We start from the raw sequence: 14,422 nt of genomic DNA on the forward strand, positions 1-14,422 counted from the left end.
CGCAATCGGGATGAGTTGGCTGCCAACACCACGCCGCATGGGCTCATGCCCATGCAAGGGGTTTGGTGGACAAATCGCCCGATTTCGTCCCAACCCGAAGGGCAGGTGCCTTTTCGGGCGGTCTGCGGCGTTGCACTGCTTGCCAATAGCCGGGCTATTGGCGGCGCACTGCGCCTTGCAGCCCATCCCGAAAAGACCCCTGCGCGACCCCAAATAAATCGTGAACAGGCTCTCAGGCACAACAAACTCTCGTTTGATGTTATTTGTCATTATCTGCCCCTCTATCCACCAGAACAATGCCGAAAAAAGCAATCGCGAGAATGAATGCCGTCATGATCTTCGTTTTGGGAGCGATTCCAGTGAATCCGTCAAGAACGTGAAGCGCGGCCAGCAAGGCAAGGCCGCCCATGAAACGTCCAACGCGAAAATAAGCAGCGAAATGCCGCCCGCTTAGAATTCGTATTCCCCCGCCCTGGAGAAGTTACTGCTGCAGCGGGATCAGGCACTCAAACCCTTCAAGCTGTTGGCCATCCATGACCCTTCCTTCCGAAACACGCCCTGACCGCCCCATCCGCTCCCAGTACGAAGACTTCATGCGCCATGTGGACACCCACGGCGCCTTCAAGGCAGACCGCACCGGCACCGGCACCAAGAGCGTGTTTGGCTACCAGATGCGCTTCGACCTGAACGAAGGTTTTCCGCTGGTCACCACCAAGAAGGTGCACCTCAAGTCCATCGTGCAGGAGCTTCTATGGTTTCTGACCGGCAGCAGCGACAACAACTGGCTGCGCGAGCGCGGTGTCACGATCTGGGATGAATGGGCACGCGAAGACGGTGACCTGGGCCCGGTGTATGGCGTGCAGTGGCGCAGCTGGCCAACCCCGGACGGCGGCCACATCGACCAGATTGCCGAAGTCATCAAGACCCTCAAGACCAACCCGGATTCGCGCCGCATCATTGTCAGCGCCTGGAACGTGGCCGATCTTTCGAAGATGGCGCTGATGCCTTGCCACGCCTTCTTCCAGTTTTACGTGGCCCCCTCGGAGGTGGCTGGCCAGCCGGGCAAACTGAGCTGCCAGCTCTACCAGCGCAGTGCCGACATTTTTCTGGGCGTGCCCTTCAATATCGCGAGCTACGCGCTGCTCACGCACATGGTGGCGCAGCAGTGCGACCTGGACGTGGGCGACTTCATCTGGACCGGTGGCGACTGCCACATCTACAGCAATCACCAGGAGCAGGTGGCGCTGCAGCTCAGCCGCACGCCCTACCCCTACCCCACGCTCAACATCAAACGCCGGCCGGCGTCCATCTTTGACTACGCGTTCGAAGATTTCGAGTTTCTGGACTACCAGCACCACCCGGCGATCAAGGCGCCGGTGGCGGTGTAAATGGGTTCAGGGCGTCCCATGAACATCAACATGATTTTTGCCCGCGCCGCCAACGGCGTGATCGGCAACAAGAACACCATGCCCTGGCATTTGCCGGAGGACATGGCGCATTTCAAGCGCCTGACCCAGGGCTGGCCCGTGATCATGGGGCGCAAGACCTGGGATTCACTGCCACCTAAATTCCGGCCCCTGCCCGGCCGCCGCAACATCGTCATCACGCGGCAACAGGACTGGAAAGAAGAGGGTGCCGAGCCGGCTTCCAGCCTGGCCGACGCTTTGAGCCTTTGCGCGCAGTCTGAAGAAGTCTGGGTCATGGGGGGCGCACAAATCTACGCGCAGGCCGAGCCCCTGGCACATCGCATTGAGGTCACCGAGATTGCCCAGGACTTTGAAGGCGATGCCTTTGCGCCCCAACTGGGACCTGAATGGATAACAACGGCACGTGAAGATCACGTCTCTTCCAACGGGCTGAAATTCAGCTTTATCACTTACGACAAACACCAAGGAAATTGATATGTCAGGAGGCGGATTTCACGTACACGGGCCACACGACCATGAGCTGGAGCATGCGGCGCAGGGCGGGCATGGCGGCAACGAGAGTGCCGGCGGCATGATCGCGCAGATCGCTGTCGTCACGGCCATCATTGCCACCATCGGGGCCATTTTTTCCTACATGGGCGGTGCCACGCAGGCCAACGCAGGCCTTTATAAAAACAACGCGGCCATCAAGAAGACCGAAGCGGCCAACCAGTGGAACTACTTCCAGGCCAAGAGCACCAAGCAGTCGCTGGCCGAATTGGCCCGTGATTTGGCACCCGAGGACAAGAAGGCCGGCTACCAGGCCAAAGTAGAACGCTACGAAAAAGAGAAAAACGAGATCAAGGCGGGCGCCGAAAAACTGGAAGCCGAGGCCACCACCTGGGACAAGTCTTCAGACGATCAAATGCACCAGCACCACCGCTGGGCGCAAGCGACCACCGTGCTGCAGGTATCCATTGCCCTGGCGGCCATTGCCCTGCTGACGCGCAAGAAATGGCTGGAGTACGGAATGTTTGCGCTGGCCGCCGTCGGCCTGGTGATCGGCGCATTTTCATTGCTACATATTTGATAGCTACTCATGCCTGTTTTAAAAGGGCCGGGACACTAAAACCATGAAACTAGCCACCTGGAATATCAACTCACTGACGGTGCGCCTGCCGCAGGTGCTCGACTGGCTGGCGGCCAACCCGGTTGATGCCCTGTGCCTGCAGGAGCTCAAGCTCAGCGATGACAAGTTTCCCCTCCAGGCTCTCGAAGAAGCGGGTTACCACAGCGCGGTGTTTGGCCAGAAAACCTACAACGGCGTGGCCATTGTGAGCCGCACGCCGCTGCGCGACGTGGTGAAAAACATCGTGGGCTTTACCGACGAGCAGTCGCGCGTGATCACCGCCACGCTCGATACGCCGGCAGGCAGCGTGCGGGTCGTCAACGGCTACTTCGTCAACGGCCAGGAACCCGGCAGCGACAAGTTTGAGTACAAGATGCAGTGGCTGCGCGGCCTGCGCGACTGGCTGCGCGAAGAGCTGGCCGTGCACCCGCGTCTGGTCCTGCTGGGCGACTTCAACATCACGGCCGACGACCGCGACACCTACGATCCGGAAGGCCTGCGCGAAACCATTCACCACACGACCGAAGAGCGCCAGCATTTCCAGGCCCTGCTCCAGCTCGGCCTGCATGACGCTTTCCGCCTGTTTGAGCAGCCCGAGAAAAGCTACTCCTGGTGGGACTACCGCGAGTTTGCCTTCCGACGCAACCGCGGGCTGCGGATTGACCACATCCTGGTCAGCGAGGCGCTAAAAGCCCAGGTGGCAAGTTGCGTGATCGACAAGCTGCCGCGCAAAAACGAGCGGCCCAGCGATCACACACCGGTCATTGTTGAACTCAATTTGCTATAAATTCAATAGCTGATTGCGCAAGTAAAACAAGGGCTAGAGCCCGATTTCATCGAAGAAATCATTCCAGATGGAGTTCCTGGATCTTGCGCGTGATGGTGTTGCGCCCAATGCCCAGTTTCTGAGCCGCCTCGATGCGGCGCCCGCGGGTACTGAGCAGCGCGGTCTGGATCAGCCGGGACTCAAAACGGCGCGTCAGCACGTCCCAGACATCGCTGTGCCCGGTGGCCAGCAAGGCCTGCGCCTCGGCTTCCAGCCCGGCTTCCCAGCTTCCGCCCGGCGCCGGTCCGGCTAAATGCTGCTCCGTATCGGGCAAAGCCGCTGCGGTCTCCGCCAGCGCCGCCGTTTCAGGCGCCGCGCCGGCTGGCTCCGGTTTTGCAGGCCACAGCGCCTTCGCGGCCGCCGCGCTGTCGCCCGGTGGCCGCGCACCCAGCACCTCGGGCGGCAGGTCCTTGGCTTCAATCACCTGCGCCGGGGCCATCACCGTGAGCCAGTGGCAGATGTTCTCCAGCTGGCGCACATTGCCCGGGAAGCTGAAGGTGCTCAGCTGCTGCAGGGCGGCATCGGAAATGCGTTTGGGCTCCACCCCGAGCTGCTTGGCGCTTTGCTGCAAGAAGTGCCGGGCCAGCATGAACACGTCTTCACGCCGCTCGCGCAGCGCGGGCAGGCGCAGGCGGATCACGTTGAGGCGGTGAAACAGGTCTTCGCGGAAGTTGCCTTCCTTGACTCGCTGCTCCAGATCCTGGTGGGTGGCGGCAATCACGCGCACATTGGCCTTCACGGCGTTGTGGCCGCCGACGCGGTAAAAATGCCCGTCGCTCAGCACCCGCAGCAAACGGGTCTGCAGATCAAACGGCATGTCGCCGATTTCGTCGAGGAACAGGGTGCCGCCCTCGGCCTGCTCAAAGCGGCCGCGCCGCATGGTCTGCGCGCCGGTGAAGGCGCCGCGCTCATGGCCGAACAGTTCGGACTCCAGCAAATCCTTGGGGATGGCCGCGGTGTTGATCGCCACAAACGGGCCGTTGGCGCGCGGCGAGTGCTTGTGCAGCGCGCGCGCCACCAGCTCCTTGCCCGAGCCCGACTCGCCGGTGATCATCACCGTGACCATGCTCTGGCTCAGGCGGCCAATCGCACGGAACACATCCTGCATGGCGGGCGCCTGCCCCAGCATCTCGGGGGCCGCGGCCATGCGCTCTTCAGCCACCTCTTCGCGCTGGCTTTCTTCCACGGCGCGGCGGATCAGCTCAATCGCCTTGGTCAGGTCGAACGGCTTGGGCAGGTATTCAAACGCACCGCCCTGAAAGGCGGAGACGGCGCTGTCGAGGTCGGAGAACGCCGTCATGATGATGACCGGCAGGCCCGGCAGTTTTGCCTTGACCTTTTCCAGCAAGTCCAGACCCGAGCCGCCGGGCATGCGGATGTCGCTGACCAGGATTTGCGGGCCGTCGTCGTCGCCGGCGGTTTCCAGGGCGCTCAGCACCTCGCGCGGGTTGGTGAAGCTGCGGCTGGGCAGGCCTTCGCGCTGCAAGGCCTTTTCCAGCACAAACCGGATGGACTGGTCATCATCAACGATCCAAATCGGTTTCATGTGGTGCCGTCCCTTTCGTATCGCCTCGGATTATGGGTATGCCAGATTTCAGGGCAGAGGAATCAGGATCTTGAAATCTGTATGGCCCGCAACACTGTCGCACTCGATCAAACCGTGGTGTTGCTGTACAAAGGTTTGCGCCAAAGTCAGCCCCAGCCCCGAACCGCCCTCCCGCCCCGACACCAGGGGATAGAAGATCCGGTCTTTGATGGAGTCCGGCACGCCCGGTCCATTGTCGATGACATGCAATTCCAGTGCCAAGCGATAACGCTGCTTGCCGAAAGTTACCTGCCGGGCGATTCGGGTTTTGAAGGTGATCTGCGCATCCCCTGCCGCCCTGCGCTCGGCCAGCGCCTGCGCCGCGTTGTGGGTGATGTTGAGCACCGCCTGGATCAGCTGCTCGCGGTCGCCACGGAAATCGGGAATCGAGATGTCGTAATCCCGCGCCACCTTCAGGCCCTTGGGGAACTCGGCCTGTATCAGCGAGCGCACCCGCTCGCAGACCTCATGGATGTTCACATCGCCCACCAGGTGCGGCCGGCGATGCGGTGCGAGCAGGCGGTCCACCAGCGTTTGCAGGCGATCGGCCTCGTGGATGATGACCTGGGTGTACTCGGTCAGCTCCCGGGACTCGATCTCCATTTGCAGCAGTTGCGCCGCGCCGCGTATGCCACCCAGCGGGTTCTTGATTTCATGGGCCAGGTTGCGGATGAGTTCCTTGTTGGCCTGCGCCTGATCGATCAGGCGCTCTTCGCGGTCCTGCTTGGCCTGCTGCTCCAGCGGCAGCAGCTCCACAATGGCTTCGCCCGGCGTGTCGGTCTGGGCCACCACCACGTGCACCGGCAAGGGTTCGTGGTTCAGGCGGTGCAGCCAGGCGTCGTAGCGCAAGGCGGCAAACTCGTTGCTGCCCGCGCCCTCGAGCGCGTTTTGAAGAATCAGGGGTTCGGTAAAGCACTCCGGCAGCTGCGAACCTTCAATGGTCCGGCGCGAAGTGCCCAGTGCATCTTCGAGGGCGGCGTTGGCAAACACCACGACACCGTCGGTACGCACCACCGCCACAAGCGTGGCCAGCAGGTCAAACGCCTGGAAGCGTGCGGGACCCGCGGTGGGCATGAACGCGGCAGCGGGCAAAGATGGCTTTTTCAAGCCACCTATTTTGGCCCAGAACCAGCACCGGGCAGGCGGGAAATTTCGCGCTTGAGACCGGCAATGTCGCTTTCGTGGCGGGCAATGTTTTGCTTGAGTTCGGCCACGCGGTCCAGGTAGCGCTGGTAATTGCGCCCCTCGATGCCCTGCTTTTCGGGTTCGCCGTTGTTGTACTCTTTTTGCAGTTCAGCCAGTTTGGCTTCGGCTTTTTTCAACTCCGACTCCAGGATGGCGCGCGCCTCGCTGTCACGCTCGCGCTGCTCGGGGCTGCCATCGGCCCGTGAGCCTGACTGGGCGGCCGCGGCCACACGCACGGGCGCTTTGGGAACGGGGGTGCCCTGCACCACGGTGACGTTGCCCCCTTCAACCAGCTTGCAGTTACGGGCCTGGGCCACCTTGGTGTTGTTGATGTACTCGGGGGCGCCACCTCCGACACCATGGCAACGGTAAACCTGCGCCATGGCCTGACCGCCGGCTCCGGTCAGAAGCAGGGTCAGGGCAGAAAGAAATAAGCGGTGTTTCATACGGGACCTCACATACCTGTTAAGGCAAGGACGGTCTATCAGTATCCCGCAAAGCCATGAAAATACAAAGTTCACCGGCCTATAACCATGGCCGGCAACGAAAAAGGACGGCTTGCGCCGTCCTTTTTTGACCACACACTGTAAGCAACAGTTAATGGCCGCCCTGGCTTACAGGGAGTAGTACATCTCGAACTCGATGGGGTGCGTGGCCATGCGCAGACGCGTCACTTCAGCCATCTTCAACTCAATGTAGGCGTCGAGCATGCTGTCGGTGAACACGCCACCCTTGGTCAGGAAGCCGCGGCCCACGTCCAGCGCATCCAGCGCCTGGTCCAGGCTGTGGCAGACGGTTGGCACTTTCGCATCTTCCTCGGGCGGCAGATGGTACAGGTCCTTGGTGGCTGCTTCGCCGGGGTGGATCTTGTTTTCCACGCCGTCCAGACCGGCCATCATCAGCGCCGAGAAGCCCAGGTAGGGGTTCATCAGTGGATCCGGGAAGCGCGCTTCGATGCGGCGGCCTTTGGGATTGGCCACATAAGGAATGCGGATCGAAGCCGAGCGGTTTTTCGCCGAGTAAGCCAGCTTGACCGGCGCTTCGTAGCCGGGCACCAGGCGCTTGTAGCTGTTGGTGCCGGGGTTGGTGATGGCGTTCAGGGCACGGGCGTGCTTGATGATGCCGCCGATGTAGTACAGGGCGAAATCAGACAGGCCGGCATAGCCGTCGCCGGCAAACAGGTTTTTGCCGTCTTTCCAGATGGACTGGTGCACGTGCATGCCGGAGCCGTTGTCGCCGACGATGGGCTTGGGCATGAAGGTGGCGGTTTTGCCGTAGGCATTGGCCACGTTGTGCACCACGTACTTCAGGCTCTGGGTCCAGTCGGCGCGCTGCACCAGCGTGCTGAACTTGGTGCCGATTTCGTTTTGGCCTGCGCCCCCCACTTCATGGTGGAACACCTCGACCGGAATGCCCAGCGATTCGAGGATCAGGGAAATTTCGGCGCGCATGTCTTGCGTGCTGTCGACCGGCGGCACGGGAAAGTAGCCGCCCTTGACGGTGGGACGGTGACCGCGGTTACCGCCTTCGAGCTTCTTGCCAGCGTTCCAGGGAGCTTCGTACTCTTCGATCTTGAAGAAGGTACCCGACATGTCGGTGTTCCAGCGCACGTCGTCGAAGATGAAGAATTCAGGCTCGGGACCGAAGAAGGCGGTGTCGCCCAGGCCGGAAGCCTTGAGGTAGGCTTCAGCGCGCTTGGCGATGGAGCGGGGGTCGCGGTCATAGGCCTTACCATCGCTGGGCTCGAGCACGTCGCAGCTCAGGAACAGCGTGGTTTCTTCAAAGAAGGGGTCGATGTTGGCGGTGTTGGGGTCAGGCATCAGTTGCATGTCTGACGCTTCAATGCCCTTCCAGCCGGCAATCGAGGAACCGTCAAAGGCGTGGCCCGAAGTGAACTTGTCTTCGTCAAAGTGGGACACGGGCACGGTCACGTGCTGCTCTTTGCCCCGGGTGTCGGTGAAACGGAAATCAACAAACTTGACTTCGTTTTCTTTCACCATTTTCATGACGTCTGCGACGGTCTTTGCCATCAGAATCTCCTGTTGCTGGATGGTTGTTAAAAATCTGTTCGGGGCTACCGGATGCACTTTTTGTGCCACACCGGGCAGCCGTGCGCTTTTTGCCAAGCCCTCGATTGTGCCGCTATCTGGGCCCGCTTAATCAGTGGATAGCCTGCAAATACCGAAAAAGACTGGAATTTTGAAAGCACTAATTTGGTGCTTAATTATTTTGCACACTTCTGGTGCAATTAATTAGCGCACCAATTCAGGGCCTAATTTCGCCTTAAATGCGTGCAAGCCGGCCAGCAAGGCCGGGTAAGCCCGGTTCACCACCTCGGGCGCGCCCTTGACGCCCAACTCGATATGGCGCCCGTACTCAGCGTGGTCCACACTGGGCAGGCTGAAGACCTTGACACCGGCATATGCCGCCTCGATATCGAGCATCAGCGGCGTCAGGGCCGCCTCCATCGCACCAAACACGATGACCGACTTCTCGGTGTACGCCGAGCTTTGGTGCAGATAGCCGTAGTGGGTGTCCAGCACGCCCTCGATCATGGGCCAGGCCATGACCGGGAAACCCGGTACGAAATGTACGCCCCCACGGTCGCTCACTGCGTGTAGCTTCCTGCCCCCCGAGGGGGCCGCTGCGCCTGCGGCCGGGCGAAGCCCGTTCCGCGGCCCCGGCTGGATTGGAGAATCCACAAAGTAGCTAAAACCGGGAATCTTGTTGTAGGGGTTGGGAATGATCTCGGCCCCCACCGGGAACATGCCCATGTTCAGGCGGTGGATGTTGTCATGCCGGTCCGGCTCGTAGGGCACACCCTGCTCCCTGGCCACGTCCTGCATGCGCTCGCGGATCAACCGTTCAGCCTCGGGGTGCAGCGCCAGCTCCACGCCCAGGGCCATGGCTGCGCACTGGCGGGTGTGGTCATCAGGCGTGGCGCCAATGCCGCCGCATGAAAACACCACATCACCCGACGCGCGGGCCGCGGCAAAGGCCCGCGCCAGCGTGGCCGTGATGCGGGCCGGATCGTCGCCGACGTAATCGGCGTAGCTCAGCTGCAGGCCGCGGGCAGCCAGCAATTCGATGACTTTGGGCAGGTGCTTGTCGGCACGCTTGCCCGAAAGGATTTCATCGCCAACGATGATGAGTCCGAAATGAATGCTCATGCCAGGCCTTGAAAGACGTCAACAGCTTAACGGGGCGCGTCAGGGAGGCCGTCCAGCGCGCCCACGCCGGGCGCAGCGCCAGATGAGGCTTCCGGCACCGGCTCAGTTGCTATTGATTTAATAGCTTCCTGCGCAAGAGAATCGAGGGCTGGCGTGCTATTTTTCTTGCGAAGCTGCTCCAGCGCCGTCAGCGTGTAATGCGCAAACCACAGGGATGAAAACGCAAACACCAGCGTGTAAATCCAGATCGCCACCGGCACCAGCAGCGGCGCCATGGCCACGAACATGGCGCCCGAGGCCCAGATCAGGCTGGGCGCGGCGCCCAGGTAGCCGCTGAGCACGCCAATGCCCAGCAGGCTGGCGCGGTGCTCCTTGAAAATCTGGCGGCGCTCTTCGGCGCTGGCGTGGTCGACCAGCGCGTCGTAAGACATCACGCGGTAGGTCAGCCAGCCCCAGATCAGCGGCGGCAGGACCAGGATCAGCGGTGGAACCAGCCACAGCGGGATGGACACCACCAGCGCAATCGCCGCCAGCAAGGTGGAGCCAAACGACCAGAACAGGCTGGCCAGCAGCGAGCCGCCTTTCTTGCGCTCCAGCTGCGGGAAGCGGCGCTCGGCCACCAGCGCCACCATGGCCGGGGTCATCAGCACCGCCACAAACAGCAGCGAGGCCATCACGATCACCGGAATGGCCAGAAACAGCAGCAGCGCCGGCGCCAGCACCAGACGCAGGCTGGACAGGCCCAGCCCTTCCAGCCAGCGCACCATGGTGTTGACCAGCTCGTAGCTCTCCAGGTTGACGCGCACCAATGCCACCGCGTCTTCCCAGTAAAAGTAGCCCAGGCCCAGCGAGATCGCCACCATGATGATCAGCGGCAGGAAGGACAGGGCAATGACCCGCGGGTGCAGGCAGTACATGACGGCCCGCCAGAAGGAATCAAGTAGCTTGTTCATGGAGGAAGGATAACGCGAATGCATGGCTGCTCTCTGGGGGAAGGCATTTTTCCGCCGGGCCGCCTCAAGGAAAAAACGGCCCCCTCGGGGGCAGCGCATTACACGAAGTGACAAGCGTGGGGACGTATCAAGCGCGGCCAAGCAGGCGCTTCAGCCCCACCCACTGCTGCGACCAGAAGCCGCGACCATAGTCACGACTGCGCTCCACCTGGTCGCGCACACCGGTCGGGTCGTAGCGCTGCTCGAAATTCGCGGTGCCAAACAGCATGTCCCACCAGGGCAGCAGCACGCCGAAGTTGTGTCCTCCAAGACGGACCCCCACGCTTGTCGCTTCGCGTACTTCGCTGGACGTGCCGCTGCGAGACGCAGCGGCTCTTCCGTCCGTCCAAGCCTGCGCAGGCAGGCTTGGAGCCGCGGACGTCAGCCCCTCGGGGGCTAATTTTCCTTGGGGCGGCCCGGCGGAAAATTGTTTGGCCTTCAAAGGTGACTCGTGCCCCAGGCCGATGCTGTGGTGCAGCCGGTGAAAGCGCGGGCTCACCCACAGGCGCTCGCCCAGGGCGCCAAACCACAGCCGCACATTGGCGTGCTGGAAACTCTCGCTGAGCTGGGTGAACGCCACGAGCGCCACAAACTGGCCGGGCGCCACGCCAATCAACTGCGCCACGACCACCATCAGCGAGTCCATCAGCAGGTCGTCCAGCAGATGGTTGCGGTTATCGCTCCACATGGTCATCTGGCGCTGGGCGTGGTGCAGCGAATGCAGGTTCCACCAGGCCGTGAAATGGTGCTGGCCGCGGTGAATCCAGTAACCGACCAGGTCCAGCACCACCAGGTAGATCACAAAACTCACGGCAGCCGTGTCGGTCACGCCGGGCCAGAGCTGGTCGAGGTGGAAGGTGCCGTAGCCGGCCGTGCGCAAGGCGCCAAAGGCCTCGTCAAACCAGGGCTCCACGGTGAAGAACAGCGCGATGCGGAACAGCCCCAAACGATGGATCAGCGTGTACAGCACATCGGTGCGGATGGTGGCGCGGTCAAGCACCGGCTCGACGGGGCGCCAGCGCTGCAGGGGGCCGACCACAGCCAGCAAAATCGCGATCTGCAGCAGGCCCACCATCAGCCAGGCGGTGGCCTCATAGCCGTCTTCCAACAGGTTGCCCATGCCCAGCGCAAACATGGCGGGCTGCACAGCCGTCTCAAACAGCCACTGCTGCACGCTGGAAAAAAGGTCGGTAAAGGCGTCCATGCGGGCTCTCAGCTTATTTTCTGGCCTTGGCGGAAGGCATGCCGCCCTGCGCGGCAATCCAGGCCTGGTACTGGGGATGTTCGCGCAGGGTGGCGAAGCAGAAACCGCGCGCCTTCAGGCCCACAATCAGCGGCTCCAGCACGCCAGGGGCCCACGGGCTCTTGCGCGACCAGACGCCCAGATGCGCGAGCAAAATATCGCCGGGCTGGATGTCGCGCAGCGCTTTTTTCAGCAGGAAATCATTGGGGTATTGTTCGCTGGACAACTCATCGCCCAAGAAACCGCTGGGCGACCAGCCCACATGCTCGTAGCCACAGGCCCTGGCCACGGCCAACAGCCGGGGCGAGGTTTTGCCACCGGGGGCGCGAAACAGCGGCAGCGGCTTTTTACCGGTGATCTCTTGCAGCCGGATGCTGGCTTTGTCAATTTCTTCACAGTACTGCGCGGCCGTCCAGGTGAGCTGCTTGCCTTCAGACGGGCCGGCGGAGGGCCGGACCCTGAACTGGGGCTGGGCGCCCGGCAAATCGCTGCGCCAATAGGCATGGTCCCAGGTGTGCGAGGCGAACTCGTGGCCCTCCAGTGCGCGCGCCCTCCACCAGCCGGCCCAGTGTTTGCCCAGGCTGCCGTCACCGGTTTTGGTGCGCTCGTTGGCCGCGAAAAACGTAGCCAAAACCCGGTGTTTGTTGAGCACGTCCGCGATCAGCGGCGCCACCTCCATGTGGCCGGTGTCTATCGTCAGGTAAAGCGGCTTGAGCCGTTTTGGCGGTTTGAGGGGTGCCGGTCCGCCCTGGGCGGGGGATGAATTTTGGGGCTTTGATTCAGAGTCAAAACAGCCTTGAGCCCAGGTAGAATTGGCGCAACATGCTATTAAAACAATAGCAAAAATGCGGCCCAACATCCGCGTCACTGCCGGGTTCATCAGCCGCTCAGCGGAGGGCGTGATCAAGCGTCCAGACGCCATGGGGGCTCTTGCCGACCTTGACCTGGTGGCTGATTTTGCGGCTGGCCATATCAATCACCGTGAGTTTGCGGGCCCAGCGCGAGGTCACATAAATCTGCTTGCCGTCGCGGCTCACCTCAATGCAGTCCGGACCGCCAGGCACGGCAAAGCTATCGATCACCTCCAGGGTTTGCAGGTCAATCCTGCTGACGCTGTTGGCCACGCGGTTGCTGACCAGCACATGGCGCTGGTCGCCCAGCGCGCGAAACGCGTGGGCGCCGGCGCCGGTCTTGATGACCTTGCTGCGCAAGGGCGCCTTGCCGCTCACGTCATAGACTTCCACCGCGTCGCCACCGGTCAGGGCCACCAGCATGAACTTGTCGTCGACCGTGCCGTACACATCGGCGGGAAGGGAGCCGGTTTGGGTGCGCCACTTGATGGCCTGGCTCGCCAGGTCCACCGCGACCAGTTCGTCGCTGTCCTGCATGGTGGCGTAAATCGTGGTGCTTTTGCTGTCAATCCACAAATGGCTGGGCGTTTTGCCGGTGGCCACGCGCTTGGCCAGCGTGACGTCCTTGCCGTCCCAGCGGTAAATGTCGATGTGGTTCAGGCGGTTGGCGGTGGTCACAAACCATTTCATGTCGGGCGAAAAGCGCATCTGGTAAGGGTCCAGAATGCCGCGCACGGTACGCTGCACTTCGGCGGTCTTGGGGTCGATGAAGGTCAGCGAGTCTGACAGGGCATTGCCCACGATCATCGATTTTTCATCGGGCGTCAGGTACAAATGGTGCGGCTGCTTGCCGGTGGCGATGCGCCGGGTCTCGGTCCAGGTGGACGGATTGACGATGCTGACGCTGTCATCGAGCGAATTGAGCACAAAAACCGGCGCGGCTTGCGCCCGGGCCGGCAGGCAGGCCGCACCCAGGACGCAGCCCAGCAGCACGGCAAAAAAACGGACGGGGAAGTTCACAAACACATACTTTCTTGAAGCCACCGGCAAGTGTAGCGGGCGGGAACTCCCTTAACGCCTCAAGGCGCTTGGCGGCTTACATCCCTTACGATGTGGCGATGAATTTGATGACTGTTAACGGCATCCGGCTCGAAGTGCAGACCATTGCCGGCCCGGCCAGCGCTGCCGGCTCCCCCGCGCTGGCTCCCCTGGTTTTTCTGCACGAAGGGCTGGGCTCGGTCAGCCTGTGGACGCAGCGCGGCCTGAGCTGGCCGCAGGCGGTTTGCCAGGCCACCGGGCGTGCCGGCATCGTGTATTCACGGCGCGGCTACGGGCAGTCGGACCCCGTGCCCGATGTGCGCCAGGCGGGCCGGCTGCAGCCCGACTACCTGCACCGCGAAGCCTGGGAGGTGCTGCCGGCGCTGCTGCAGGCGCTGCAAATTGCCCATCCGGTGCTGCTGGGCCACTCCGACGGCGCCAGCATCGCCCTGCTCCATGCCAGCCGCTACCCGGTCACCGCCTGCATCGCCATGGCACCGCATGTGATGGTGGAAGACATTTCCGTGCGCTCCATCGACGAGGCCCGCGTTGCCTATGAATCGGGGGAACTGCGCGAACGCCTGCGGCGCCACCACGCCGACGTGGATGGCGCCTTCTGGCAATGGAACGATATCTGGCTGTCCGAAGGCTTTCGCAGCTTTGACATCCGGCCCGACTGCCGGCGCATCACCGCGCCGTTGCTGGCGATTCAGGGGCTGGACGATGAATACGGCACGCTGGCCCAGATCGATGACATCGCCCGGGCCGCGCCGCACGCACAAAAGCTCACCCTGGCCGACTGCGGCCACTCGCCGCAGCGCGACCAGCCGCAACGCACGCTGCAAGCGGTGGTCCGGTTTCTCGAAGGCCTTGACTAGGGCCTGTTCACACTAATATTGAAGGATGCGTTGCGAACCAAAAAGGCCATGAGCAAGGCGCAAAACGCCGTCGGGGTAGGCCCCCGACAAGGCTTTGCAACGCCGCGCATGGCCTTTTT

At 62.2% G+C, this 14,422-nt stretch carries 14 protein-coding genes and 1 pseudogene; 6 read left to right on the plus strand and 9 right to left on the minus strand.

What is annotated here, in order from left to right:
- From V6M61_RS18900 to xth, 5 genes and pseudogenes are all read left to right on the plus strand, one after another.
- Window positions 1–324: pseudogene (locus V6M61_RS18900) on the plus strand (hypothetical protein); the annotation flags it as partial.
- A gap of 209 nt (window positions 325–533) precedes the next feature.
- Window positions 534–1,388 carry a thymidylate synthase gene (locus tag V6M61_RS18905; protein WP_332778144.1) on the plus strand — a complete coding sequence of 285 codons (855 nt, stop codon included), beginning with the start codon at window positions 534–536 and terminating at the stop codon, window positions 1,386–1,388.
- Window positions 1,389–1,406: 18 nt separating this feature from the next.
- Window positions 1,407–1,901 (plus strand): dihydrofolate reductase, encoded by a 495-nt coding sequence (locus tag V6M61_RS18910; protein WP_332778145.1) that lies wholly within the window; start codon window positions 1,407–1,409, stop codon window positions 1,899–1,901.
- Between the two features lies 1 nt (window position 1,902).
- Window positions 1,903–2,496, plus strand: a complete 594-nt coding sequence (locus V6M61_RS18915) for a DUF4337 domain-containing protein (RefSeq protein WP_332778146.1) — start codon at window positions 1,903–1,905, stop codon at window positions 2,494–2,496.
- 43 nt (window positions 2,497–2,539) lie between these two features.
- Entirely contained in the window at window positions 2,540–3,322 is a 783-nt protein-coding gene (gene xth / locus V6M61_RS18920) for an exodeoxyribonuclease III (protein WP_332778147.1), read from the plus strand.
- 58 nt (window positions 3,323–3,380) lie between these two features.
- On the opposite strand, the gene ntrC is transcribed toward xth, so the two are convergent.
- The 9 genes from ntrC to V6M61_RS18965 form a co-directional block, all read right to left on the minus strand.
- Complete coding sequence (ntrC, locus tag V6M61_RS18925) at window positions 3,381–4,907, minus strand: nitrogen regulation protein NR(I) (protein ID WP_332778148.1); 1,527 nt, start codon at window positions 4,905–4,907, stop codon at window positions 3,381–3,383.
- Between the two features lie 48 nt (window positions 4,908–4,955).
- Entirely contained in the window at window positions 4,956–6,020 is a 1,065-nt protein-coding gene (gene glnL / locus V6M61_RS18930; RefSeq protein WP_332778156.1) for a nitrogen regulation protein NR(II), read from the minus strand.
- Window positions 6,021–6,058: 38 nt separating this feature from the next.
- On the minus strand, window positions 6,059–6,577 hold the full coding sequence (locus V6M61_RS18935; RefSeq protein WP_332778149.1) for a hypothetical protein: 519 nt from the start codon (window positions 6,575–6,577) through the stop codon (window positions 6,059–6,061).
- 168 nt (window positions 6,578–6,745) lie between these two features.
- Entirely contained in the window at window positions 6,746–8,161 is a 1,416-nt protein-coding gene (glnA, locus tag V6M61_RS18940) for a type I glutamate--ammonia ligase (RefSeq protein WP_332778150.1), read from the minus strand.
- 222 nt (window positions 8,162–8,383) lie between these two features.
- A complete protein-coding gene (locus tag V6M61_RS18945) occupies window positions 8,384–9,301 on the minus strand; it encodes a competence/damage-inducible protein A (protein ID WP_332778151.1) in 918 nt (305 codons plus the stop codon).
- A 26-nt stretch (window positions 9,302–9,327) separates the two neighbouring features.
- Window positions 9,328–10,254, minus strand: coding sequence for an EI24 domain-containing protein (locus V6M61_RS18950; RefSeq protein ID WP_332778152.1), 927 nt, complete (start codon window positions 10,252–10,254; stop codon window positions 9,328–9,330).
- Window positions 10,255–10,381: 127 nt separating this feature from the next.
- Window positions 10,382–11,497, minus strand: a complete 1,116-nt coding sequence (locus tag V6M61_RS18955) for a sterol desaturase family protein (protein WP_332778153.1) — start codon at window positions 11,495–11,497, stop codon at window positions 10,382–10,384.
- A gap of 13 nt (window positions 11,498–11,510) precedes the next feature.
- The gene (locus V6M61_RS18960) at window positions 11,511–12,416 is read right to left on the minus strand and encodes a polysaccharide deacetylase family protein (protein WP_442957815.1); all 906 of its coding nucleotides are present in this window, start codon (window positions 12,414–12,416) and stop codon (window positions 11,511–11,513) included.
- A gap of 7 nt (window positions 12,417–12,423) precedes the next feature.
- Window positions 12,424–13,407, minus strand: a complete 984-nt coding sequence (locus tag V6M61_RS18965) for a YVTN family beta-propeller repeat protein (protein WP_442957814.1) — start codon at window positions 13,405–13,407, stop codon at window positions 12,424–12,426.
- A 98-nt stretch (window positions 13,408–13,505) separates the two neighbouring features.
- On the opposite strand from V6M61_RS18965, the gene V6M61_RS18970 reads away from it, so the two are divergent.
- Window positions 13,506–14,303: an alpha/beta fold hydrolase gene (locus V6M61_RS18970; protein ID WP_332778155.1), complete on the plus strand. Its 798-nt coding sequence runs from the start codon at window positions 13,506–13,508 to the stop codon at window positions 14,301–14,303.
- Window positions 14,304–14,422: the final 119 nt, after the last annotated feature.

The sequence above is a fragment of the Polaromonas sp. genome, assembly GCF_036676035.1.
Lineage (GTDB): Bacteria > Pseudomonadota > Gammaproteobacteria > Burkholderiales > Burkholderiaceae_C > Polaromonas.

Bases quoted from the DNA above. Each gene is read 5' to 3' on its own strand.
- glnA (WP_332778150.1), bottom strand. From the start codon at position 8,161: ATGGCAAAGACCGTCGCAGACGTCATGAAAATGGTGAAAGAAAACGAA.
- xth (WP_332778147.1), top strand. From the start codon at position 2,540: ATGAAACTAGCCACCTGGAATATCAACTCACTGACGGTGCGCCTGCCG.
- V6M61_RS18970 (WP_332778155.1), top strand. From the start codon at position 13,506: ATGAATTTGATGACTGTTAACGGCATCCGGCTCGAAGTGCAGACCATT.
- glnL (WP_332778156.1), bottom strand. From the start codon at position 6,020: ATGCCCACCGCGGGTCCCGCACGCTTCCAGGCGTTTGACCTGCTGGCC.
- V6M61_RS18960 (WP_442957815.1), bottom strand. From the start codon at position 12,416: ATGAACCCGGCAGTGACGCGGATGTTGGGCCGCATTTTTGCTATTGTT.
- V6M61_RS18935 (WP_332778149.1), bottom strand. From the start codon at position 6,577: ATGAAACACCGCTTATTTCTTTCTGCCCTGACCCTGCTTCTGACCGGA.
- ntrC (WP_332778148.1), bottom strand. From the start codon at position 4,907: ATGAAACCGATTTGGATCGTTGATGATGACCAGTCCATCCGGTTTGTG.
- V6M61_RS18955 (WP_332778153.1), bottom strand. From the start codon at position 11,497: ATGGACGCCTTTACCGACCTTTTTTCCAGCGTGCAGCAGTGGCTGTTT.
- V6M61_RS18950 (WP_332778152.1), bottom strand. From the start codon at position 10,254: ATGAACAAGCTACTTGATTCCTTCTGGCGGGCCGTCATGTACTGCCTG.
- V6M61_RS18945 (WP_332778151.1), bottom strand. From the start codon at position 9,301: ATGAGCATTCATTTCGGACTCATCATCGTTGGCGATGAAATCCTTTCG.
- V6M61_RS18915 (WP_332778146.1), top strand. From the start codon at position 1,903: ATGTCAGGAGGCGGATTTCACGTACACGGGCCACACGACCATGAGCTG.
- V6M61_RS18905 (WP_332778144.1), top strand. From the start codon at position 534: ATGACCCTTCCTTCCGAAACACGCCCTGACCGCCCCATCCGCTCCCAG.
- V6M61_RS18910 (WP_332778145.1), top strand. From the start codon at position 1,407: ATGAACATCAACATGATTTTTGCCCGCGCCGCCAACGGCGTGATCGGC.